Origin of the sequence: Burkholderia ubonensis, from assembly GCF_001718695.1 — a bacterium.
In the GTDB taxonomy this organism is placed as follows: Bacteria; Pseudomonadota; Gammaproteobacteria; order Burkholderiales; family Burkholderiaceae; genus Burkholderia; species Burkholderia ubonensis_B.
The window spans coordinates 1,403,332-1,425,260 of record NZ_CP013420.1; the positions used below are offsets into that span (position 1 = coordinate 1,403,332).

The following is a 21,929-nucleotide window of genomic DNA, read 5'->3' on the forward strand; positions in this document are numbered from 1 at the left end:
GCGCGAGACGGGCGCGCGGCCCGTCACCCGTTCAATGGGTCGATTCGGTCTGACGCTCGCGCTCGCCGCGCAGCGGCTGCGCGACGCGCGCGGCGGCCGGGATCGCGGCGATCCGGCCGCGCGTGCGCACGAGCTCGGCGAGCTGCCAGGAGCCGAGCGCGAGGCAGCCGAACACGACCTCGCGGGCGCGTTTCACGAGCGCGAGCGACAGCGCCGTATCGCGGTCGACGCCGAACATCTGCGCGAGCAGCACGACGGTCGCCTCCTGCACGCCGAGCCCGCCCGGCACCATGAACGCGGCGTGGCGCGCGGCCTGGGTCATCGCCTCGATCGCGAGCGCGCCGCCGATCGACACCGGATGGCCGAGCAGTTCGAGCGCCCAGTAGATCTCGAGCGCGCCGACCGCATAGCCGGCCAATTGCCAGAAGAATGCGCTGAACAGCAGGCCCGTGCGCGACATCAGCGCGTCGATGTCCCGCGTCGAGGCGCCGGCCGTCGACGCCCTGCAGCAGCCGGTGCGAATCGCCGAGCAGGCGGCCCGCGAAGCGCTCGATCGCATGGAAGATCCCGCCGCGCCGCATCAGCACGACGCCGAGCACCGGCAGCGGCAGCGACAGCAGCAGCGCGAGGCCGATCGTCCCGGCATCGACGTCGCGCGTCGTCGCGAGCAGCAGCACGAGGCCGAGCGCGGCGAACGCATACTGGACGACGATCGTCACGAGCACCTCGACGATCACCGACGCGGTCACGCGGCTCGCGTCCGGGGTCCGCCAGCGCACGAGGCGAATGCCGACGATCTCGCCGCCGATGCCGACCACCGGCAGCAGCCGGTTCACGGCCTCGCGGACGGTCGCGACCCACCACAGGAACGGCAGCGAGCTGCGCTTGTCGAGCAGCAGGTGCCACGCATACGCGTCGAGCAGCAGCGGCAGCGCGTGGAACGGCACGAGCCACAGCAGCGCGAACCCGGCGCGCCCGATCATCTGCGTGACGTCGCCGACGCCGTCATGCAGCACCAGCGCGAGCAGGATCGCGATGCCGATCGGCCAGCCGAGCCATTTGATCCACTTGCTCACGACGGCTGCGCTCCCGGTTGGCGCGCCGCGCGCGGCGCGCGCGGCGGGCGGCGGCGAGGTCTGGCCGAACACGTCGGCGAAACCGCCCGTCGCGACGCCCGCCGCCTTCAGCGCGGCGGCGACGCGCGGCGACAGCAGCGCGTCCAGCTCGTCGACGGGACGGTAGCCGGCCATCGTCGGCGTGATCGGGCCGTCGCCCGCCTCGGCCGGATGGCAATAGATCTCGCCGACGCCCGGCGGCAGGCTCGCGAGCGCATCGAGCAGCACCGCCTCGTCCATGCCGCCCGTGTGCTCGATGCCGACCACGTAGTCGTTGTGCGCAAGCCCCGCGCGGTCGAGCCGCGCGCGCACGAGCCCGATCCACGGCTTGAGCCACGCGGGCGCGGTCGTCTCGTACGGCAGCCGGACCGCGCGCAGCCCGTAGTCGCGGCCGATCTCGACGATCATCGACAGCACGGTCGGATGCAGATGGAAATGCTTGTGCGCGTTCACGTGGTCGAGCGGCAGGCCGCTCGCCGCGAACGCGTCGAACTGCGCGCGGATCTCGCGGCGCAGCTGCGCACGAACGTGCGGCAGGAAGAAGAAGCGGCAGCCGTCCTTCGCCATCGCGTCGCCGAACCGCCCGTCGGGGCCGACGAGCGCGGGGATCTCACGGGCGGGCAGCGTGGCCGGGCCGTCCGCGAGGACGAGATGCAGGCCGACCGCGAGCGACGGCAGCCGCCGCGCGCGCTCGATCGCATCGTGCGCAGCCGGCGCGGCGACCATCAGGCTCGCGGCGTTCAGCACGCCGTCGCGATGCGCGCGCTCGACCGCCGCGTTGACGCGCGGATGCAGCCCGAAGTCGTCCGCGGTGAAGATGAGCGCCCGCGCCGCCCGCTGCGTCGTCACGAATCAGGCCTCGTGCGCGCGCAGGAAACGGAAGAATTCGACGCCCTCGCGCAGACGGCGCTTCATCATGTCCCAGCTCGTCAGCATCTCGCGGACGATCTCCCAGATCTTCGACGGACGGAAGTAGAACTCGCGATAGAACTGCTCGAGGTGATGATAGATCTCGTCGCGCGACAGGTGCGGATAGCCGATCGCCGCGAGCTGCACGCCTTCCTTGCTCACCAGGTTGATGGTCTTGTTCTCTTCCATCCAGCCGTTTTCGACGGCCTGCTTGTAGAGCGTCGTGCCCGGATAGGGCGCGGCGAGCGAAACCTGGATCGTGTGCGGATTGATTTCCTTCGCGTACTCGATCGTCTTCTTGATGGTTTCCTGGGTCTCGCCCGGCAGGCCGAGAATGAAGGTGCCGTGGATCTTGATGCCGAGCTTCTTGCAGTCCGCGCTGAAGCGGCGCGCGAAATCGGTGCGCACGCCCTTCTTGATGTTCACGAGGATCTGGTCGTCGCCGGATTCGAAGCCGACCAGCAGCAGGCGCAGGCCGTTTTCCTTCATGACCTTGAGCGACTTGTACGGCACGTTCGCCTTCGCGTTGCACGACCACGTCATGCCGAGCTTGCCCAAACCGATGGCGATGGCTTCGGCGCGCGGCAGGTCGTCGGTGAAGGTGTCGTCGTCGAACATCAGTTCCTTCACTTCCGGCATGTTGTCGCGGATCCACTTCGCTTCCGCGAGCACGTTCTCGACCGAGCGCGTGCGGTAGCGATGGCCGCTGACCGTCTGCGGCCACAGGCAGAACGTGCAGCGCGACTTGCAGCCGCGGCCCGTGTAGATCGACACGTACGGGTAGTTCAGGTAGCCGATGAAGTAGTTGTCGATCTTCAGGTCGCGCTTGTAGACGGGTGCGACGAACGGCAGTTCGTCCATGTTCTCGAGGATCGGACGTGCTTCGTTGTGCTCGATCGAGCCGTCCTTCGCGCGCCAGCTCAGGCCCTTGATCTCGGGGAACGGCTTGCCTTCGGCGATTTCCTTGCAGGTGAAGTCGAATTCCTCGCGGCATACGAAGTCGATTGCCTCGGTCGCCGTGAGCGAGTTGTGCGGATCGACCATCACCTTCGCGCCCACCATGCCGACCAGCATCGACGGCTTCATCTTCTTGAGGTCCTGCGCGAACATCGCGTCGGTCGGGAACGACGGCGTGCTCGTGTGGATGATCACGAGGTCGTAGTCGTTCGCGATCTTCAGCGTTTCCTCGACCGACAGGCCGTCGGCCGGCGCATCGACGACACGGCTGCCCGGCACGAGCGCGGCCGGCTGCGCGAGCCACGTCGGATACCAGAAGGAACGGATTTCACGCTTCGCCTGGTAGCGCGAGCCGGCACCACCGTCGAAGCCGTCGTACGAAGGGGCCTGCAAGAACAGGGTTTTCATCAATGCTCCGGTAGCCTGCATAGTTCGAGTTCGTTTCAAGAATCTAGTAAAAAAACCGCGGGCCGCCCATCCGGGCGCCCGCCTCTCGTCATGGTTGGTCAGCCTGCGCCGTGCCGTTCAGCGGCCGTCGCCGCCCTCCACGGCCGTCGCGCGCTCGCCGCCGACGACCGTCATCCTGGCGCCGCGCCACACGACCTGCGTGCCGAACGCCGCGACGAGCCACTCGAGCGCGAGCAGCGTGTCGCGCACCGCGATCAGCGGCAAATCGCGCCAGAACGCGCGCCAGCCGTCCTCGCCGCGCGCGTGCAGCACGAGCCGCCCGAACACGCCTGCCGCCGTCGCCGCGCGCCCGCCAGCGTGCCGGCGAACGTGCCGTCGAGACGCAGCGCAAGCCCCGCGCCGATCGCGAGCCACGGCGCGGTGAACGTAATGAACAGGAACGCGAAACCGGCCGGGTTCAGCGACCGGATCGTGCGCAGCCAGCGCGTTTCGCGGTGCCAGAGCGGCCAGAACGCCGCCTCGATCACGTCGGTCGCGACTTCGACCTCCGACAGCACCGTGCGCCTCCCGAGGCGGCGCGGCAGCTCGGCGAGCCAGAAATCGTCGGCCAGTTCGTCCTTCAGCGCCTTGAAGCCGCCGATCTGGTCCAGCGTGTCGCGCGTCAGCGCGAGCGTCGCGCCGAAGCCGAAGCGGCTCGAGCGGCCGAGGTGCGTGATCCGCACCGACGGCGCGAACCACGCGTCGACGAACTGCGCGCCGATGCGGGTCCAGAACCCGCCGACGCTGCGCGCATGATACAGGCAAGTGACGACGCCGACCGACGCATCGGCGAGCGGCGCCGTCACGCGCTCGAGATAATCCGGCTTCACCGCGATGTCGCTGTCGGCGATCACGATCCGCCCGTACTTCGCGCGCTCGGCAAGATTGATCAGGTTGCTGACCTTCAGGTTCTTGCCGTACACGCGCGCGTCGATCACAAGCGTGATGTCGCACTCCGGGTAGTTCGCGCGCAGCCGCTCGACGACCGCCACCGCCGGGTCCGCCGCCGACGCGACGCCGAACAGCACCTCGTAGCGCGGATGGCGCTGCTCGCAGAACGTCGCGAGATTCTCGTACAGGTGCGGCTCCGCGCCGCACAGCGGCTTCAGCACGCTGACGGGCCCGAAGCCGTCGCGCACGGCCGCCGTGCGCGGCGTGCGCGGACGCGGCGCGAACGCCGCGACGAGCGCATACCCGGCCGCGGCCAGCGTGAACGCGACCAGCAGCCACTCGATGAGCGATACGGCCGACGACGTCATGCGCGCCGCCCTGCGGCGGCCATGCCGCAGCGGTGATCGAACGGGCGAGCAATGATGGATGATTCGATTGGGACGAACGCGGGCACGACCCGACTCCTTGTTCCGGCAGCGTCTGTATCAGGGGCACGCGATGCTCGAAGGCAGCGCTGCCCCGCTTGAGAGGCGCTCCTGCGCAACGCGCGGGCGAAACGCAGAAAATGCGAACGGCAACCGTGAGCGCGGGATGGACAATCGGCGGATTTTAACAGCCGGCGATACCCCGCGCTCGAACACGCCATGAAACGGACTGATGCAAAACCGTCAAATCCGGACAGCGGACATTCTTCCGATGCAACCTCGTAAACCCTAGCGTAAGCGGTTTGCAGGCGTATTGCAGTCTCCAAATCTTGGCCTTTCGTGGTTTTTTGTGTCTGCGCACAAATTTGCACCCAATCTCCGTAAAATTTCGTAATTTCCCGATCATTACGTTGATTACGGAAACATTCGATGCGTATGACCTGGGCGCCCCTGACGCCCGCAGGGGTATCGGCGCGTCGCCAGCGCGATCCGGAACCCTTTGGCAAAATCTTCCGCATCTGTTGCGTCCGCGCATCACCGCGCGCCCTCACGTTCGAAGGCCCCACCCGATGATTCCGTTTTCCGTACTCGATCTCGCCCCCATTCCGGCCGGCGCCGACGCCGCGCAGGCGTTCCGCAATACCCTCGACCTCGCGCAGCACGCCGAGCGCTGGGGCTACCACCGCTACTGGCTCGCCGAGCACCACAACATGCCCGGCATCGCGAGCGCGGCAACCGCCATCGTGATCGGCCACGTCGCCGGCGGCACGCGGACGATCCGCGTCGGCTCGGGCGGCATCATGCTGCCGAACCATTCGCCGCTCGTGATCGCCGAGCAGTTCGGCACGCTCGCGTCGCTGTACCCGGGCCGGATCGATCTCGGCCTCGGCCGCGCGCCCGGCACCGACCAGACCACGTCGCGCGCGCTGCGCCGCGACCTGCTCGGCAGCGCCGATGCGTTCCCCGACGACGTGGCCGAGCTGCTGCGCTACTTCGCCGAGCCGGCGGCGGGCCAGCGCGTGCGTGCGGTGCCCGGCGCGGGGCTCGACGTGCCGGTCTGGCTGCTCGGCTCGAGCCTGTTCAGCGCGCAGCTCGCCGCGATGCTCGGCCTGCCGTTCGCGTTCGCGTCACACTTCGCGCCGGACTACCTGATGCGAGCGCTCGAGCTCTATCGCGCGCAATACCGGCCGTCGGCCGCGTGGCCGAAACCGCATGCGATGGTCGGGGTGAACGTGTTCGCGGCGCAAACCGACGACGAGGCGCGACGCCTGTTCACGTCGCTGCAGCAGCAGTTCCTGAACCTGCGGCGCGGCACGCCGGGCAAGCTGCCGCCGCCCGTCGACGTGCTCGAGGCAACCGAGCTGGAGCTGGCGAGCGTCGCGCATTCGCTGTCGTTCGCCGCGGTCGGCTCGCGCGACACCGTGCGCGACAGGCTGCGCGAGCGGATCGCGCAGACCGGTGCGGACGAGCTGATCATCACCGCGCAGATCCACGATCACGCGGCGCGGCTGCGCTCGTTCGAGCTCGCCGCGCAGATTCGCGACGAGCTCGCGAGCGAGGCGCGCTAGCGCAGCACGTCAGGCGGCACGTCTGCCGTCGCGCCGCGGGGCGTCCCCGTCACTGCGGATGCGTCTGCGCGAGCCCGTCGAGCAGCGCCTTGTGGAACGCGTCCGGATCCTGGATCTGCGGCGCGTGGCCGAGCGCCGCGAATTCGACGAGCTGCGCGCCGGGAATCGCCGCCTGCGTGCGCTTCGCGAGTTCGGGATAGCGCCCGAGCTTCGCGTGGACGTCGGGCGGCGCGACGTCCTTGCCGATCGCGGTGGTGTCCTTGTCGCCGATCATCAGCAAGGTCGGCACGCGGATCGCGCCCAGCTCGTAGACCACCGGCTGCGTGAGGATCATGTCGTAGAGCAGCGCGGAATTCCATGCGACCGCGTCGCGGCCCGGCCCGCGGTACATCCCCGCGAGCATCTGCACCCAGCGCTCGTAGGACGGCGACCACTTGCCCGCGTAGTACGTCGTCTGCTCGTAGCGGCGGATGCCGTCGGCGCTCGTCTTCAGCTCGCGCGCGTACCAGTAGTCGACCGACAGCGGCGGCACGCCGAGCGCCTTCCAGTCTTCCAGCCCGATCGGGTTGACGAGCACGAGCTGCTCGGTCGCCTTCGGATACATCAGCGCGTAGCGCATCGCGAGCATGCCGCCCGTCGAGTGGCCGACGAGCGTCGCCGACTTCACGCCGATCGATTCGAGCAGCGCATGCGTGTTGCGCGCGAGCTGCTGGAAGCTGTACTGGTAGCGCTCGGGCTTCGACGACTTGCAGAAGCCGATCTGGTCCGGCGCGATCACGCGATAGCCCGCATGGCTCAGCACCGTGATCGTGTCCTCCCAGGTTGCCGCGCAGAAGTTCTTCCCGTGCAGCAGCACGACGGTGCGCCCATTCGGATGCGCAGGCTGCACGTCCATGTACACCATCTCGACGGTCTCGCGCTGCGACACGAACGAATAGCGGTGCAGCGGCTCCGGATACGTGAAGCCTTCGAGCCGCGCGCCGTACGCGGGCCCGTCGTTGCCGGCGGGTGCCGCGGCGGACGCCGCGCACGCGGCGGCGAGGCCGGCGCCGAGCATGGCGGTGCGGGCGGCGGACAACATCTTGCAAATCGAAACCATGGCGAACACGATGAGTGGAGACGCACGCGGATCGCCGGACGGCGCCGCGCCCCGCGATTCTACGCGGGTCGCGTTGACGACGGCGCGCAACACTCCGTTGCCGGGCGGCTTTCTCGCATACGAGGAACTCGGGTATCGTGTGACGTGAACCGGGCCCGCGTGCAGGCGAATTCCCATGAAAAACGTCCTCAGCATTCAGTCTCACGTGATCTACGGCCACGCCGGCAACAGCGCGGCCGTGTTTCCGATGCAGCGCCTCGGCGTCAACGTCTGGCCGCTCAACACCGTCCAGTTGTCGAATCACATGCAGTACGGCCACTGGGCGGGCAGCGCGATCGACGCCGCGAAGATGGAGCAGCTCGTCGACGGCATCGCCGCGATCGGCGCGCTCAAGCGCTGCGACGCGGTGCTCTCCGGGTTCCTCGGCTCGCCCGCGCAGGCCCGCGCGACGGTCGAGATCGTGCGCGCGGTGAAGGCGACGAATCCGAACGCATGGTACTTCTGCGATCCGGCGATGGGCCAGACGGGCGGCATTCGCCCGGAGCCGGGCGTCGAGGAGTTCATCGTCCACGAGGTGCCCGCGCTCGCGGACGGCATGGCGCCGAACCACACCGAGCTGCAGAAGCTGGCGGGCCGGCGCATCGAGACCGTCGCCGAAGCCGTCGACGCGTGCCGCGCGCTGATCCGCCGCGGCCCGCAGATCGTGCTCGTCAAGCACCTGCACGACCGCAACAGCCCGGCCGACCGCTTCAACATGCTGGCCGTCACCGCCACCGAGGCCTGGATCGGCCAGCGCCCGCTGTATGCGTTTCCGCGCCATCCGGTCGGCGTCGGCGACCTGACGAGCGCGGTCTTCGTCGCGCGGCGGCTGCGCGGCGATTCGGTGCGCGCGGCGTTCGAACATACGCTCGCGGCCGTGCACGCGGTCGTCAAGGCCACCTATGACGCGCGCCGCTACGAGCTGGAGCTGATCGCCGCGCAGGACGAGATCGCGAGCCCGAGCGAGTGGTTCGGCGCGTGGGTCACGGACGTCTGACGGCGCGCGCCGCGTGACGACGCCCGACGCGCATCGCCCGCCGCCGGTCCGCGCCGCGGTTCGTCCCGCGGTTCGTCCCGCAGTTCGTCCCGCGGTTCGTCCCGATACACCGGCCGCGACGCCGCGCGCGTCAGCACGCCATCCCGCCGCGCTGCCCGGCCCGCGCGCGCAAACGTTTCCACCGCTTCACATGAATGACACCGTTTCGCCGCTATGCTCGCGGCGGCACGGCCCGGCACGCTCCTGCATTCGCGCGCCGGGGCAGCACGCCTGCATCACTCCCCGCCATCCGGCGCCCACCTTTTCCGCACGATACCGACCATGACCCGATCGACCCGTCGTGACTTCCTGCGCGTCGCCGCCGGCACCGCCGGCGCCACCGCGCTGAATCTCTTCCCGCCCGTGATCCGCGACGCGCTCGCGATTCCCGCGAACCGCCGCACCGGCACGATCCGCGACATCGAGCACATCGTGATCCTGATGCAGGAGAACCGCTCGTTCGACCATTACTTCGGCACGCTGCGCGGCGTGCGCGGCTTCGGCGATCCGCGCCCGCTGCGCCTCGCGAACGGCAAGTCGGTGTTCCACCAGCCGGTCGGCCTCGCGGAGCTGCTGCCGTTCCATCCGCGCGCCGACAAGCTCGGCATGCAGTTCCTGCAGGACCTGCCGCACGGCTGGCAGGACATGCACGCCGCGTGGAACAAGGGCCGCTACGACCAGTGGGTGCCGAACAAGGGCACGACGACGATGGCGTACCTGAAGCGCGACGACATCCCGTTCCACTACCAGCTCGCCGACGCGTTCACGATCTGCGACGCGTACCACTGCGCGATCCCGAGCTCGACCGACCCGAACCGCTACTACATGTGGACCGGCTACGTCGGCAACGACGGCGTCGGCGGCGGCCCGGTGCTCGGCAACGAGGAGAAGGGCTACGGCTGGACCACCTATCCGGAAGTGCTCGAGCAGGCCGGCGTGTCGTGGAAGATCTACCAGGACGTCGGCACGGGCCTCGACGCGAACGGCTCGTGGGGCTGGACGCAGAACCCGTACATCGGCAACTACGGCGACAACGCGCTGCTCTACTTCAACCAGTACCGCACCGCGCAGCCCGGCTCGCCGCTGTACGAGAAGGCGCGCACCGGCACCAACATCAGCGCGGGCGGCACGCTGTTCGACGTGCTGCAGCAGGACGTGAAGAACGGCACGCTGCCGCAGGTGTCGTGGATCTGCGCGCCGGAAGCGTATTCGGAGCACCCGAACTGGCCCGCGAACTACGGCGCGTGGTACATCGAGCAGGTGCTGAAGACGCTCGTGTCGAACCCGGACGTGTGGAGCAAGACCGCGCTCTTCATCACCTACGACGAGAACGACGGCTTCTTCGACCACGTGCCGCCGCCGTTCGCGCCGCAGTCGCGCGAGAACGGGCTGTCGACGGTCGCGACCACCAACGAGGCGTTCCCCGGCGACGCGTCGCACATGGCCGGCCCGTACGGCCTCGGTCCGCGCGTGCCGATGCTCGTCGTGTCGCCGTGGACGAAAGGCGGCTGGGTCTGCTCGCAGACGTTCGATCACACGTCGCTGCTGCAATTCATCGAGGCGCGCTTCGGCGCGCAGTACGCGGTGACGGCCGGCAACGTGTCGCCGTGGCGGCGCACGGTGTGCGGCGACCTGACGTCCGCGTTCGACTTCGCGTCGATCGACGCGAGCTGGCCGCAACTGCCGGACACGAGCGGCTACGCGCCGCCCGACCGCAACCGCCATCCCGACTACATCCCGATCCCGCCGCTCGCGCAGAAGCTGCCGAAGCAGGAAGCCGGCCTGCGGCCGGCGCGCGCGCTGCCCTACGAGCTGTTTGCGTACGGCCGGATCGACAACGCGAGCGGCCAGTTCCGCCTGACCTTCGCGAACACCGGCCGCGCAGGCGCGGCGTTCCAGGTCCAGGCGCGCAATCGCGTCGACGGCCCGTGGACCTACACGGTGGAAGCCGGCAAGCGCCTCTCCGACACGTGGAGCCCCGCGCCGTCGCTCGGCCTGTACGACCTCGACGTGTACGGCCCGAACGGCTTCTACTGCCACTTCCGCGGCTCGTTCGCGAGCGGCGTCGGCGGCACGAGCGCGAACCCCGAGGTGGTCTACGGCTACGACGTCGCGAACGGCAACATCACGCTGCGCCTGCTGAACCGCGGCCACCGGGCGGTGCGCCTCAAGGTGACGAGCGCCTACGGCCACGCGCATCCGCGCGTGTTCGACCTGGCGCCCGGCGCGCGCGTCGACGACTACTGGGACCTGCGCGGCAGCCACGGCTGGTACGACCTGACGGTCAGCGACGGCAAGCCGCTCGGCTTCGTGCGCCGCTTCGCCGGCCACGTCGAGACGGGCCGCCCGAGCACGAGCGACCCGGCGATCCGCACGAGCGCGACGCAGGACGTCGTAGAAGCCGCGTCGGACGCGCTGGCCGACTGACGACGGCCAGCGCGACGCAGCCCCGCCGCGGGGCTGCGTCGCCTGCCGCATCCTCCTGCTCTACCCGCCTTCCGCCCTGCCTCCATTCGTCCGTCCGCTCGTGACGGGAAACTCCCGATACCGGCCGCTGCCGCACGCGCGGAAGCTATGCGCAAATCCGCATCGAATGCGCGGCAAATTGCCAAGACCCGCACATATCGGCGACCTATAAATCGAAGCGATCGGGGCTCCTCGCCGAGCCTGCCGGGAGCGTCTTCCCTGGAATGGCAGCACGCCGGACCTACCCGCCCGATCAGAGAAGCGGTTGAACCGCCCGCCCGTCGCGCGCATCCGGCTGCCGGATGCGTGCGGAATCCACCCGCTGGTGTAGAACAAGAGGAACGAACATGAAATTTCGTCATTCCCTGCTGTCGGTATCGGTCGTATCCGCATTGGCACTCCTCTCGCAACAGGCCGCCCGCGCCGCCGACGCAACCGACGTGAAGGTCGGCTTCGCCGCGCCGCTCACCGGCGTCAACGCCGGCTACGGCAAGGATCTGCAGAACGGCGTCCAGCTCGCGCTCGACGACGCCGCCGCGCAGAAGATCCAGATCGCCGGCAAGCCGGCGCGCTTCGATCTCGTCGTGCAGGACGACCAGGCCGACCCGCGGATCGGCGTGCAGGCCGCGCAAAGCCTCGTCGACCAGAACGTATCGGTCGTCGTCGGCCACTTCAACTCGGGCACGACGATTCCGGCGTCGGTCGTCTACGACAAGGCCGGCATCCCCGTCATCGACCCGGCCGCGACCAACCCGACGCTCACGTCGCGCGGGCTCGCCAACATGTTCATGGTGATCGCGACCGACGGCCAGAACGCCGGCAACGCGGGCCGGTACGCGGTCGACGTGACGAAGGCGAAGCGCATCGCGATCGTCGACGACCGCACCGCGTTCGGCCAGGGCGAAGCGGACGAATTCGAAAAAGCGGTAAAGGCGGCCGGCGGCGCGATCGTCGCGCGCGAATTCACGAACAACCAGGCGGTCGACTTCCGCGCGCAGATCACCAGCCTGAAGGGCAAGAACCCCGACCTGATCTTTTTCGGCGGCCTCGACTCGCTCGCCGCGAACTTCATCAAGCAGATGCGCCAGCTCGGGCTGAACGCGCAGTTCGTCGGCGGCGGCGGCGTGAAGGACAACGAGTTCATCAAGATCGCCGGTCCCGCCGCGGAAGGCGCGATGGCGTGGGAGTACGGCCGGCCGCTCGACGAGCTGCCGCAAGGGAAGGATTTCGAGCAGCGCTTCAGGAAGCGCTTCGGGGTGGACGTGCTGTCGTACGCGCAGTTCGGCTACGACGCGACCTGGGCCGCGATCAAGGCGATGCAGGCGGCCGGCTCGACCGATCCGAAGGTCTATCGGCCGGCGCTCAAGAAGGTCGACTTCGAGGGGATCACCGGCCGCATCTCGTTCGCGAACGACGGCTCGCTGAAGAGCGGCATGTCGACGCTTTACCAGGTGAAGAGCGGCGCCTGGAAGACGATCGTGACGAAGGGCGGTTGATTGCGGAACGCCCGCGCCGGCCTTGCGTCGGCGGCGCGGGCGTCGTCATCCGGTGTGATGCGCGATGCAATCATACGATGACCGATATTTGGCAGAACCGCCGCCGCGCCGAGCCCTGACGGCGCGCGCCGGCGGACCGGCGGCCTACTCGGCGTGCGCGTCCCGCCCCGCTTCGGCCGCCTCGTGCGCGCGGCGCAGCCGCTCCCGGCTGTTGGTCAGGTGCGTGCGCATCGCGGCGCGCGCCGCTTCCGGGTCGTGGCGCGCGATCGCCTCGTAGATGTCCTCGTGCTCGTGGTTCAGCCGCGCCACGTAGCGCTCCAGGTCGTCGCCCGCGAAACGCGCGGAATTCACCCGCGTGCGCGGGATGATCGACGCGCCGAGCTGCGTCATGATGTCGACGAAATACCGGTTGCCGGTCGATTGCGCGATCTGCAGGTGGAACTGGTAGTCGAGCTGCGCGGTGTCGCGGCCGCCCCCCGAGCCCGACGCGATCGCGTCGAGCGCGCGCCGCAGCGCCGCGAGGTCCGCGTCGTTCGCGCGCTGCGCGGCGAGGCTTGCGCACTCGCTCTCGAGGCTGATGCGCAGTTCGAGCACCGCGAGCACGTCGCGCAGCGTCGTGATCGTCGCGGGATCGATGCCGAGCGCCTGGCGGCGCGACGGCTCGAGCACGAAGCTGCCGATGCCGTGACGCGTCTCGACCAGGCCGCTCGCCTGCATCCGCGAGATCGCCTCGCGCACGACCGTGCGGCTCACGCCCTGCGTCGCCATCACTTCGGTTTCGGTCGGCAGCTTGTCGCCGGGACGCAGCGTGCCGTTTTCGATCTGCGCGGTCAGCGCGTCGACGACATCTTGTGCGAGGCTGCGCGCGCGACGACGCGGCGCTGCGGGGAGCGTAGGCACGGACATGAGGCCGGTTCCTTTTTGAATATCGTATCGGTAAGCCGAGGGTTTACGCGGGGTTTGAGCGAAAGCCGTCGATTCATTATACTGCGTCACAAGTCATCCGACGACTGATGATTGCTCGATCTGTCTCCTGTCGACCCACGCTGGCATCGGACGATTCGCGGCGCTATCGTGGATTCATCGCTCCAATGCCAATGCCGCGGTCGTTGCCGTTCCGCGCACGTCGGTTGTCGAATGATCGCACCTCCTGCCGCGCCCGGCAAAGCTTTTGCGTGGGTGCGGCGCCCCCTACCCATTTGCCATCGCCGCCCATGAACGCCGCCACTTCCACGCCCCGACACGACACGCCGCGCATCGTCGACCTGCAAGCGATCCCGGTTGCCGGCCACGACAGCATGCTGCTCAACCTGAGCGGCGCGCACGGCCCGTTCTTTACCCGCAACCTCGTGATCCTGACGGACAGCGCGGGGCGCACCGGCGTCGGCGAAGTGCCGGGCGGCGAAAGCATCCGGCGTACGCTCGACGACGCGCGCGCGCTCGTCGTCGGCCAGCCGGTCGGCAACTACCACGCGGTGCTCAATGACGTGCGCCGCCGCTTCGCGGACCGCGACGCGGGCGGCCGCGGGCTGCAGACCTTCGACCTGCGCACGACGATCCACGCGGTCACCGCGCTCGAAGCCGCGCTGCTCGACCTGCTCGGCCAGCACCTCGGCGTGCCCGTCGCCGCGCTGCTCGGCGAAGGCCAGCAGCGCGAGCAAGTCGACATGCTCGGCTACCTGTTCTACGTCGGCGACCGCACGCGGACCGCGCTGCCCTACCGCGACAGCAGCGGCGCGACCGACGACTGGACGCGCGTGCGCAACGAGCCCGCGCTGACGCCGGAGGCCGTCGTGCGGCTCGCCGAGGCCGCGCATGCGCGCTACGGCTTCAACGACTTCAAGCTGAAGGGCGGCGTGTTCGAAGGCGCGCGCGAGATCGAGGCCGTGACCGCGCTGGCCGAGCGCTTCCCCGGCGCGCGCGTGACGCTCGACCCGAACGGCGCGTGGTCGCTCGACGAGGCCGTGCGGCTGTGCCGCGACCTCCATCACGTGCTGGCGTATGCGGAAGACCCGTGCGGCGCGGAGAACGGCTACTCGGGCCGCGAAGTGATGGCGGAATTCCGCCGCGCGACGGGGCTGCCGACGGCGACCAACATGATCGCGACCGACTGGCGGCAGATGGGCCACGCGATACAGCTGCACGCGGTCGACATTCCGCTCGCCGATCCGCATTTCTGGACGATGCAGGGCTCGGTGCGCGTCGCGCAGATGTGCCGCGACTGGGGCCTGACGTGGGGCTCGCACTCGAACAACCACTTCGACGTGTCGCTCGCGATGTTCACGCACGTCGCGGCCGCCGCGCCCGGCAAGGTCACGGCGATCGACACGCACTGGATCTGGCAGGACGGCGAGCGGCTCACGCGCGAGCCGCTGAAGATCGAGAACGGGCTGGTGGACGTGCCGCAGCGGCCGGGGCTCGGCGTCGAACTCGACATGAACGCGGTCGCGGCCGCGCACGAGCTTTACAAGCAGCACGGCCTCGGCGCGCGCGACGATGCGGCGGCGATGCAGTACCTGATTCCGGGGTGGACGTTCGACAACAAGCGCCCCTGCCTCGCGCGCTGAGCGGCGGGCGGGCCTCCGGCCGGTCAGACGCGGCGACGGATCAAACGCGGGCTGGCATGGCTGCCCGCGCCGGACGTATCAGACGATCTGCTTGAGCGCCGCGTCGAGCGCGAGCACCGCGACGCGGTCGCCCTCGGTCGCGAGCGGCGCGCGCATCACGATCTGCCGGTTATGACCGACGGCCGCCGGCGAATCCCACAGCAGCTCGACCTTCGGCCGCTTGAACCAGCTGCCGCGGGGCAGCGCGACGGGCGGCGGGCAGTCCTGCGGCGGGCCGCCCTGAACCTGGCGGCCCGCCGAGCCGGCGCGGCCGGGCCAGCGCACCGACAGCTCGCGCGCGTCGTACTGCCCGACCTTGCGGCTTTCCATCCAGACGATCACGGTGCGCGTCAGCGTATCGAGGGAGATCGCGTAGCGGCCGACCGCGAACCGCCGCGCGGCGACGTTGGTGCGCCACAGCGGCCGCGGCCGGCAGATCCAGACGACGGCCGCGTACAGCGCCGGCGCGGCGACGAGCCAGCCGTTGGTCGCGGTCACCGCATGCATCGCCCGGCGCCAGCCGGCCGCCCACACGTAGACGCCGATCGACCAGACGGCGAACAGGAAACCGATCAGCGCGAAGAAGCGGAGCGCCTGGCGCAGCCATTGCGGCAGCGGATGGAACGGGCGCTCGGCGCGCGCGACCGCGCCCGGCAACGCGAGCAGCAGGAAGATCAGCACCAGGTAGACGAATGCCCACGGCGACGACGCCATCGCCGACAACGACTCGCGATAGCCCATCTGCGACATCGAGAACAGCCACCGGGCAAGCAGCACGAGACCGATCGCGCGCAACGCGAAGATCACGCCGGCGCCGGGGGCCGGGGCTGCGCGCGTGGGTTTCGTTCTCGCCAAGACTGCTCTCCTCTCGATGATCTGCGGGGCCGGATTTTACGGCACGGCCATTATAGGGACATTACCGGCTGGACAGACGAACGGCAGGCGTGCACGGACGCGTTCCGGCCCGTCGCGGCCGCCGGGCGCGGCGAGAATACAACACATTGGCCATCGGCGCCGCGAATGCGACGACGCCCCGCCGGAAAACCCGGACGGGGCGTCGCCGTGAAGCCGGCCGCCGCGAGGCGGCCGGCCGGATTCAGCCTGCGTTGACTTCGCGCAGCACGGTGCGGCGCTTCTGGCGCAGCAGCTCCTCGTAGCCCTTCACGTAGTTCTGCGCCATCACCTTCGACGAGAAGCGCGCTTCGAACGCGGCGCGGACCTTCTCGCGCGGCAGCGTGTCCAGGCGCTTGAGCGCCGCGACGGCCGACAACTCGTCCTCGACGACGAAGCCCGACACGCCGTTCTCGATCACTTCCGGCACCGAGCCGCGCTTGAACGCGATCACCGGCGTGCCGCAGGCCATCGCCTCGATCATCACCAGGCCGAACGGCTCCGGCCAGTCGATCGGGAACAGCAGCGCGTGCGCGTTGCCCAGGAACTCGGTCTTCTCGGCTTCGCTGATTTCACCGATGTACTCGACGTGCGGCAGCGCGAACAGCGGCTTGATCTTCTCTTCGTAGTACGCGCGGTCGGCCTTGTCGAGCTTCGCGGCGATCTTGATCGGCAGGCCGGCCTGCTCGGCGATGCGGATCGCCGTGTCGACGCGCTTCTCCGGCGAGATGCGGCCGAGGAACGCGAGGTAGCTCGGCTTCACGTTCGGGATCGGCGTCAGCAGGTTTTCCGGCAGGCCGTGGTAGACGGTCGACAGCCAGTTCGCCTGCGGCAGCGGGATGCGCTGGTTGTCGGAGATCGACACGACCGGCACGTCGCTGAACGCGTTGAAGATCGGCTGCAGCTCCGGCAGGTCGAGGCGGCCGTGCATCGTCGTCAGATGCGGGACCGGCTGGCGCGAGAACAGCGAGAACGGGTAGTAGTCGATGTGGCAGTGCAGGACATCGAACTCTTCCGCGCGGCGGCGCACCTGCTCGAGCAGCAGCATGTGCGGGGCCATCACGTCGCGGATCGTCGGGTCGAGGCGCAGCGCCTGCGGCCAGCAGGCTTCGAGCTTCGCCGACGTTTGCGAATCGCCGCTCGCGAAGAGCGTGACGTCATGCCCCATCTCGACGAGCGCTTCGGTCAGGTAGGACACCACCCGTTCGGTACCGCCGTACAGCTTCGGGGGAACCGCTTCGTGCAACGGAGCGATTTGGGCGATTCGCATGCGTAACTCCTAAAAAATCGGCAATAAACCAAGCATTTGGGTCAGCAGCCTGCCGGCGATCCTGGCTGGACGCACTTCATCCGACATTCGGACGATTCGGCCTGCTGGCGGCGTCGAACCCGCGCTGCTCAAGGAGCGTCGGCGACGCGACAGGCATAGAACGTTTGAAACGAAGACCCGTTGACAGGGGTTCGTAAAAATACCAAGGCGCGAACCCGGAGCCGATTATCTAGGGTTAATCCCGATACGGCGCACAACATTTCAAACACTTTACTTTGTTACAAAGCGGCAACACTTTGCAACCCGCGGACGTTGGCGTCCGTTCTAGAGTGGAAGGCCCTTTTGGCATTCCTCGCCGCCGTCCGCACGACCGGGACCGCGAACGCGGCACCCATCGCAAGGCGCGGGATGTCGAATTTTATCCCAAAATTAACTCAGCGCCTCCTGCCGTCGGCAAGATTCGCTCAGCGCGAGGCACGGCCTTGTTTACAATGCCGGATTACGTTGCGCCTGGCCGAAGGTCGGCATCCGGTCCGGCCGCAACGTTCAACCACCGATTCACCGCACGCATATTTTGGAAGCTCTCACCCCTGCCCAGCGCAACGCCTACAACGCGAAGCTGTCGAGCTACGCGCACCGGCCGCTCGCGTTCCTGTTCCGCTACATCCGCCTGCATCCCGTCGCGCACTTCGTCGTGCTCTTCAGCGTGCTGGCCGCCGTCGGCTGCGCGCTCGGCTCGCAATACGCGATCAAGCACCTGATCGACGTCCTCGCGACCGGCCGCCACCACCCGGGCCCGCTGTGGAGCGCGTTCGCGCTGCTCGTCGGCCTGATCGCCGCCGACAACCTGCTGTGGCGCGTCGGCGGCTGGTTCGCCGCGCACACGTTCGTCGCAGTCACGGGCGACCTGCGGCGCGACCTGTTCCAGTACCTGATCGGCCACTCGCCGACGTACTACGCGGAAAAGCAGCCCGGCACGCTCGCGAGCCGCATCACCGCGACGTCGAACGCCGTCTATACGTCCGAGAACACGATGGCGTGGAACGTGCTGCCGCCGTGCATCGCGGTGATGGGCGCGATCCTGATGATCATCGTCGTCAACCCGATGATGGCGGCCGGCCTGCTCGGCTGCTCGGCGGTGCTCTCCGTCGTGCTGTTCAAGCTCGCCGGACGCGGCTCCGCGCGCCATCACGCGTTCGCGGCGAAGGCCGCCGCGGTCGACGGCGAGCTCGTCGACGTGATCGGCAACATGGGCCTCGTGCGCGCGTTCGGGATGACGCTGCGCGAGCAGAAGCGCTTCGGCGCGACGGTCAAGGCCGAGATGGACGCGCGCCAGCAGAGCCTGCTCTATCTTGAAAAGCTGCGGCTGCTGCACGCGGTGATCACCGCGATGCTGTCCGCCGGCCTGCTCGGCTGGGCCCTGTGGCTGTGGGACCAGGGCCGCGCGACCTCGGGCGACATCGTGCTGGTCAGCTCGCTCGGCTTCACGATCCTGCACGGCACGCGCGACCTCGCGGTGGCGCTCGTCGACGTCACGCAGCACGTCGCGCGTCTCGCCGAAGCCGTGAAGACGCTGCTCGAACCGCACGGGATGCCGGACCGCTCCGACGCGGTGCCGCTCGCCGCATCGGGCGGCCGCGTCGACTTCGAGCGCGTGACGTTCGCGTATCCGCACCGCCGCCCGATCCTCGACCACTTCGAGCTGCACATCGAGCCGGGCCAGCGCGTCGGCCTGATCGGCAAGTCCGGCGCCGGCAAGTCGACCGTGCTCGCGCTGCTGCAGCGCTTCTACGACACGCAGGACGGCGTCGTGAAGGTCGACGGCCAGGACGTGAAGTCGATCACGCAGGACAGCCTGCGCCATGCGATTGCACTCGTCCCGCAGGACATCTCGCTGATGCACCGGTCGATCTACGACAACATCGCGTACGGCCGCCCCGACGCGTCGCGCGACGAGGTGCTCGCCGCAGCGCGCGACGCGCGCTGCGCGGAGTTCATCGAGGCGATGCCGGAAGGCTACGACACGATCGTCGGCGACCGCGGCGTCAAGCTGTCGGGCGGCCAGCGCCAGCGCATCGCGATCGCGCGCGCGATCCTGAAGAACGCGCCGATCCTGCTGCTCGACGAGGCGACGTCCGCGCTCGACAGCGCGTCGGAGGAAGCGATCCAGAGCGCGCTCGACCGCCTGATGGTCGGCCGCACGGTGATCGCGATTGCGCACCGCCTGTCGACGCTGCGCAATTTCGACCGGATCATCGTGATGAGCAGCGGCAAGGTGATCGACGACGGCGATCCGGAAGTCCTGCGCAACCGCCCCGGCCTGTACCGCGACCTGCTCGCGAAACAGCACGGCCGCCAACACGTGGCGCCCGACGGCGGCCCGGCTGCCGGCGAGCGCGTCGCCTGACGCGCGGCGCACCCGCCCGAAAACAAAGCCGCAGTGCATCACGCACTGCGGCTTTGTTCATTCCCGACGCCGCACCGGGCGGCGGCTCAGGCGCGCTGCAGGTCGCGCAGGAAGTTGTCGCGCCACACCGACACGTTGTTCTCGCGCAGTTGCGCGATCATGTCCGCATAGCGCGCGCGCCGCTCGGCGAGCGGCATCGACAGCGCCCGCGACAGCGCTTCGGCCATCCCCGCGATGTCGATCGGATTGACGATCAGCGCGCCCGTCAGCTCGCGCGCGGCGCCCGCGAAACGCGACAGCACCAGCACGCCCGGATCGTCGGGGTTCTGCGCGGACACGTATTCCTTCGCGACGAGGTTCATCCCGTCGCGCAGCGGCGTCACGTAGCCGACCCGTGCGAGCCGGTACAGCGCGGCGAGCAGCTGGCGGTCGTACTGGCGATGGATATAGAGGATCGGCGCCCAGTCGAGCTCCGCAAAGCGTCCGTTGATGCGGCCCGACTCCGCTTCGAGCTGCAGGCGGATGTCCTGGTACGCGCGCAGTTCCGCGCGGGTCGACGGCGCGATCTGCAGGAACGACACACGGTTGCGGTGCGACGGTTCGTGCTCGAGCAGCTTCTCGAACGCGCGGAAGCGCTCGACGAGCCCCTTCGAGTAATCGAGCCGGTCGACGCTCATGATCAGCTGGCGGCCGCGCAGCGACGTGGCCAGCGTGCGCACCGCCTTGCCGTGCTCGCCCGCCTGCGCGAGCGACGCGATCTCGTCCGGATGCACGCCGATCGGATACGCGGCCGCGCGCAGCGTCTGGCCGAACGCGCGCACGGCCACCGCGCGAACGTCGCGCCCGTCGCGCTCGGCGCTCGACCGCGCCGTCCGCTTCGGACTCGATGTAATCGCAGAACGCGCGCAGGTCGGGCTCGGTCTGGAAACCGAGCAGGTCGAACGCGCACAGCGCCTCGACGAGCTCGCGATGCGGCGGCACGTTGACGAGCACCTGCGCCGCCGGAAACGGAATGTGCAGGAAAAAGCCGATGCGGTTCTTCACACCGGCCGCGCGCAGCGCGCGGGCGAACGGGATCAGGTGATAGTCGTGCACCCAGATTACGTCGTCTTCCTGCAGCAGCGGCACGAGCTGCTGCGCGAGCCACACGTTCACGCGGCCGTAGCCTTCGAACTCGTGGCGGTCGTACTGGATCAGGTCCGCGCGGTAGTGGAACGCGGGCCACAGCGTCGCGTTCGAGAAGCCGCGGTAGTACTGGTCGTAGTCGCGCCGCGACAGGCCGACCGTCGCGAACGTGACCGGCCCATGCTCCTCGACGCGGATCTGCGGCGCGCCGGACGCGACGACCTCGCCGCTCCAGCCGAACCACATGCCGCCGGTTTCCTTCAGCGCGTCGTACACGCCGATGGCAAGCCCGCCCGCCGCCGGCTCGCCTTCGGAAATCGGCGCGACGCGGTTCGAAACGATGATGAGACGGCTCATGCGTGCTGCGGCTCCACGTCGAGCCAGCGGCGAATCTGCGCGTGCAGCGCGTCGACCGAGTCGAGCCGCACGCGCGCCGACGTCTCGCCCGCGCCGACCTTGATCGACAGGCCTCCGCGCGCGTTGACGACCGCGAACCCCTTCTCGTCGGTCAGGTCGTCGCCCGCGAACACCGGCGTGCGGCCCGCGAACGGCGGCTCGTCGAGGAAGGCCGCGAGCGCGCGCCCCTTGTCGACGCCCTTCGGCTTGATCTCGAACACCATCTTGCCCGGCTGCAGCACGTACGCGTCCGCATAGTCGGCGACGAGCCGCTCGGCCGCCTCGCGCGCAATCGCCTCGCGCTCGGGCGCATTGCGGTAATGCAGCGCGACCGCCGCGCCCTTGATTTCGAGCAGCATGCCCGGATAGCGGTCGACGACGTCCGCGAGCTCGCGCTCGATGCGCAACAGGCGCGCGTCGTTGAAGCCGACGCGCTGCGTGTCGCCGTTGGCGTCGCGCCGCTCCGCGCCGTGCAGGCCGGCGACCGGCAGGTCGGGCATCTTCAGGTACTGGTCGATGTTGTCGATGCCGCGGCCGGACAGGATCGCGACCGCGCCGTGCGAGCGGCGCCGCAGCGCGTCGATCAGTGCGAGCAGCGACGGCGGCACGTGAATGCTGTCGGGCGTCGGCGCCAGTTCGACGAGCGTGCCGTCGAAGTCGAAAAAGAACGCGGTATCGGTCAGGGACAGGGAAGCCGGGACGGATTGCATCGAGTCGATAGTCTGAGCGGCGGCCCGCAAGACCGCCGCTGCACGAGAGGAATTGTGCGCATCTTACCGCGCCTTC

The 21,929-nt window shown here is 69.0% G+C and carries 12 protein-coding genes and 4 pseudogenes; 6 read left to right on the plus strand and 10 right to left on the minus strand.

From position 1 onward, the window contains the following. Positions 1 to 31: 31 nt before the first annotated feature. The 4 genes and pseudogenes from WJ35_RS29650 to hpnI form a co-directional block, all read right to left on the minus strand. Positions 32 to 1,076: pseudogene (locus tag WJ35_RS29650) on the minus strand (HpnL family protein). Then, positions 1,073 to 1,964, minus strand: a pseudogene (hpnK, locus tag WJ35_RS06270) (hopanoid biosynthesis-associated protein HpnK). The pseudogenes WJ35_RS29650 and hpnK overlap by 4 nt, the downstream one beginning before the upstream one ends. Before the next feature lie 3 nt (positions 1,965 to 1,967). Continuing rightward, a complete protein-coding gene (hpnJ, locus tag WJ35_RS06275; protein ID WP_010091881.1) occupies positions 1,968 to 3,389 on the minus strand; it encodes a hopanoid biosynthesis associated radical SAM protein HpnJ in 1,422 nt (473 codons plus the stop codon). Between the two features lie 117 nt (positions 3,390 to 3,506). Then, a pseudogene (gene hpnI / locus WJ35_RS06280) lies at positions 3,507 to 4,687 on the minus strand (bacteriohopanetetrol glucosamine biosynthesis glycosyltransferase HpnI). Positions 4,688 to 5,313: 626 nt separating this feature from the next. On the opposite strand from hpnI, the gene WJ35_RS06285 reads away from it, so the two are divergent. Continuing rightward, positions 5,314 to 6,312 (plus strand): LLM class flavin-dependent oxidoreductase, encoded by a 999-nt coding sequence (locus WJ35_RS06285; protein WP_060234525.1) that lies wholly within the window; start codon positions 5,314 to 5,316, stop codon positions 6,310 to 6,312. A 49-nt stretch (positions 6,313 to 6,361) separates the two neighbouring features. Here the strand turns inward: WJ35_RS06285 and WJ35_RS06290 are convergent, their stop codons facing one another. Continuing rightward, positions 6,362 to 7,411, minus strand: coding sequence for an alpha/beta fold hydrolase (locus WJ35_RS06290; protein ID WP_060234576.1), 1,050 nt, complete (start codon positions 7,409 to 7,411; stop codon positions 6,362 to 6,364). A 175-nt stretch (positions 7,412 to 7,586) separates the two neighbouring features. Here WJ35_RS06290 and pdxY point away from each other — a divergent pair, with 175 nt between their 5' ends. The 3 genes from pdxY (at position 7,587) to WJ35_RS06305 (ending at position 12,448) form a co-directional block, all read left to right on the plus strand. Beyond that, the gene (pdxY, locus tag WJ35_RS06295; RefSeq protein WP_010091876.1) at positions 7,587 to 8,447 is read left to right on the plus strand and encodes a pyridoxal kinase PdxY; all 861 of its coding nucleotides are present in this window, start codon (positions 7,587 to 7,589) and stop codon (positions 8,445 to 8,447) included. 321 nt (positions 8,448 to 8,768) lie between these two features. Continuing rightward, on the plus strand, positions 8,769 to 10,913 hold the full coding sequence (locus WJ35_RS06300) for a phosphocholine-specific phospholipase C (protein WP_069238928.1): 2,145 nt from the start codon (positions 8,769 to 8,771) through the stop codon (positions 10,911 to 10,913). Positions 10,914 to 11,299: 386 nt separating this feature from the next. Further along, positions 11,300 to 12,448 (plus strand): branched-chain amino acid ABC transporter substrate-binding protein, encoded by a 1,149-nt coding sequence (locus tag WJ35_RS06305; RefSeq protein ID WP_069238929.1) that lies wholly within the window; start codon positions 11,300 to 11,302, stop codon positions 12,446 to 12,448. A gap of 144 nt (positions 12,449 to 12,592) precedes the next feature. On the opposite strand, the gene WJ35_RS06310 is transcribed toward WJ35_RS06305, so the two are convergent. Then, a complete protein-coding gene (locus WJ35_RS06310; protein ID WP_042583502.1) occupies positions 12,593 to 13,354 on the minus strand; it encodes a FadR/GntR family transcriptional regulator in 762 nt (253 codons plus the stop codon). Positions 13,355 to 13,662: 308 nt separating this feature from the next. Between WJ35_RS06310 and gudD the strand changes: the two genes are divergently transcribed. Next, on the plus strand, positions 13,663 to 15,015 hold the full coding sequence (gene gudD, locus WJ35_RS06315) for a glucarate dehydratase (RefSeq protein ID WP_060234528.1): 1,353 nt from the start codon (positions 13,663 to 13,665) through the stop codon (positions 15,013 to 15,015). A gap of 78 nt (positions 15,016 to 15,093) precedes the next feature. On the opposite strand, the gene WJ35_RS06320 is transcribed toward gudD, so the two are convergent. After that, positions 15,094 to 15,909 carry a hypothetical protein gene (locus WJ35_RS06320; protein ID WP_029226476.1) on the minus strand — a complete coding sequence of 272 codons (816 nt, stop codon included), beginning with the start codon at positions 15,907 to 15,909 and terminating at the stop codon, positions 15,094 to 15,096. Between the two features lie 241 nt (positions 15,910 to 16,150). Beyond that, positions 16,151 to 17,215 carry a glycosyltransferase family 4 protein gene (locus tag WJ35_RS06325; RefSeq protein ID WP_010091870.1) on the minus strand — a complete coding sequence of 355 codons (1,065 nt, stop codon included), beginning with the start codon at positions 17,213 to 17,215 and terminating at the stop codon, positions 16,151 to 16,153. Positions 17,216 to 17,789: 574 nt separating this feature from the next. On the opposite strand from WJ35_RS06325, the gene WJ35_RS06330 reads away from it, so the two are divergent. Further along, complete coding sequence (locus WJ35_RS06330) at positions 17,790 to 19,622, plus strand: ABC transporter ATP-binding protein (RefSeq protein WP_059893833.1); 1,833 nt, start codon at positions 17,790 to 17,792, stop codon at positions 19,620 to 19,622. Positions 19,623 to 19,708: 86 nt separating this feature from the next. Here the strand turns inward: WJ35_RS06330 and otsA are convergent. Both otsA and otsB read right to left on the minus strand, forming a co-directional pair. After that, positions 19,709 to 21,104: pseudogene (gene otsA, locus WJ35_RS06335) on the minus strand (alpha,alpha-trehalose-phosphate synthase (UDP-forming)). Continuing rightward, complete coding sequence (otsB, locus tag WJ35_RS06340) at positions 21,101 to 21,853, minus strand: trehalose-phosphatase (RefSeq protein WP_010091865.1); 753 nt, start codon at positions 21,851 to 21,853, stop codon at positions 21,101 to 21,103. The pseudogene otsA and the gene otsB overlap by 4 nt, the downstream one beginning before the upstream one ends. Positions 21,854 to 21,929: the final 76 nt, after the last annotated feature.

Coding starts and splice junctions, on each gene's coding strand:
- hpnJ (WP_010091881.1), bottom strand. CDS start 3,389: ATGAAAACCCTGTTCTTGCAGGCCCCTTCGTACGACGGCTTCGACGGT.
- WJ35_RS06285 (WP_060234525.1), top strand. CDS start 5,314: ATGATTCCGTTTTCCGTACTCGATCTCGCCCCCATTCCGGCCGGCGCC.
- WJ35_RS06290 (WP_060234576.1), bottom strand. CDS start 7,411: ATGGTTTCGATTTGCAAGATGTTGTCCGCCGCCCGCACCGCCATGCTC.
- pdxY (WP_010091876.1), top strand. CDS start 7,587: ATGAAAAACGTCCTCAGCATTCAGTCTCACGTGATCTACGGCCACGCC.
- WJ35_RS06300 (WP_069238928.1), top strand. CDS start 8,769: ATGACCCGATCGACCCGTCGTGACTTCCTGCGCGTCGCCGCCGGCACC.
- WJ35_RS06305 (WP_069238929.1), top strand. CDS start 11,300: ATGAAATTTCGTCATTCCCTGCTGTCGGTATCGGTCGTATCCGCATTG.
- WJ35_RS06310 (WP_042583502.1), bottom strand. CDS start 13,354: ATGTCCGTGCCTACGCTCCCCGCAGCGCCGCGTCGTCGCGCGCGCAGC.
- gudD (WP_060234528.1), top strand. CDS start 13,663: ATGAACGCCGCCACTTCCACGCCCCGACACGACACGCCGCGCATCGTC.
- WJ35_RS06325 (WP_010091870.1), bottom strand. CDS start 17,215: ATGCGAATCGCCCAAATCGCTCCGTTGCACGAAGCGGTTCCCCCGAAG.
- otsB (WP_010091865.1), bottom strand. CDS start 21,853: ATGCAATCCGTCCCGGCTTCCCTGTCCCTGACCGATACCGCGTTCTTT.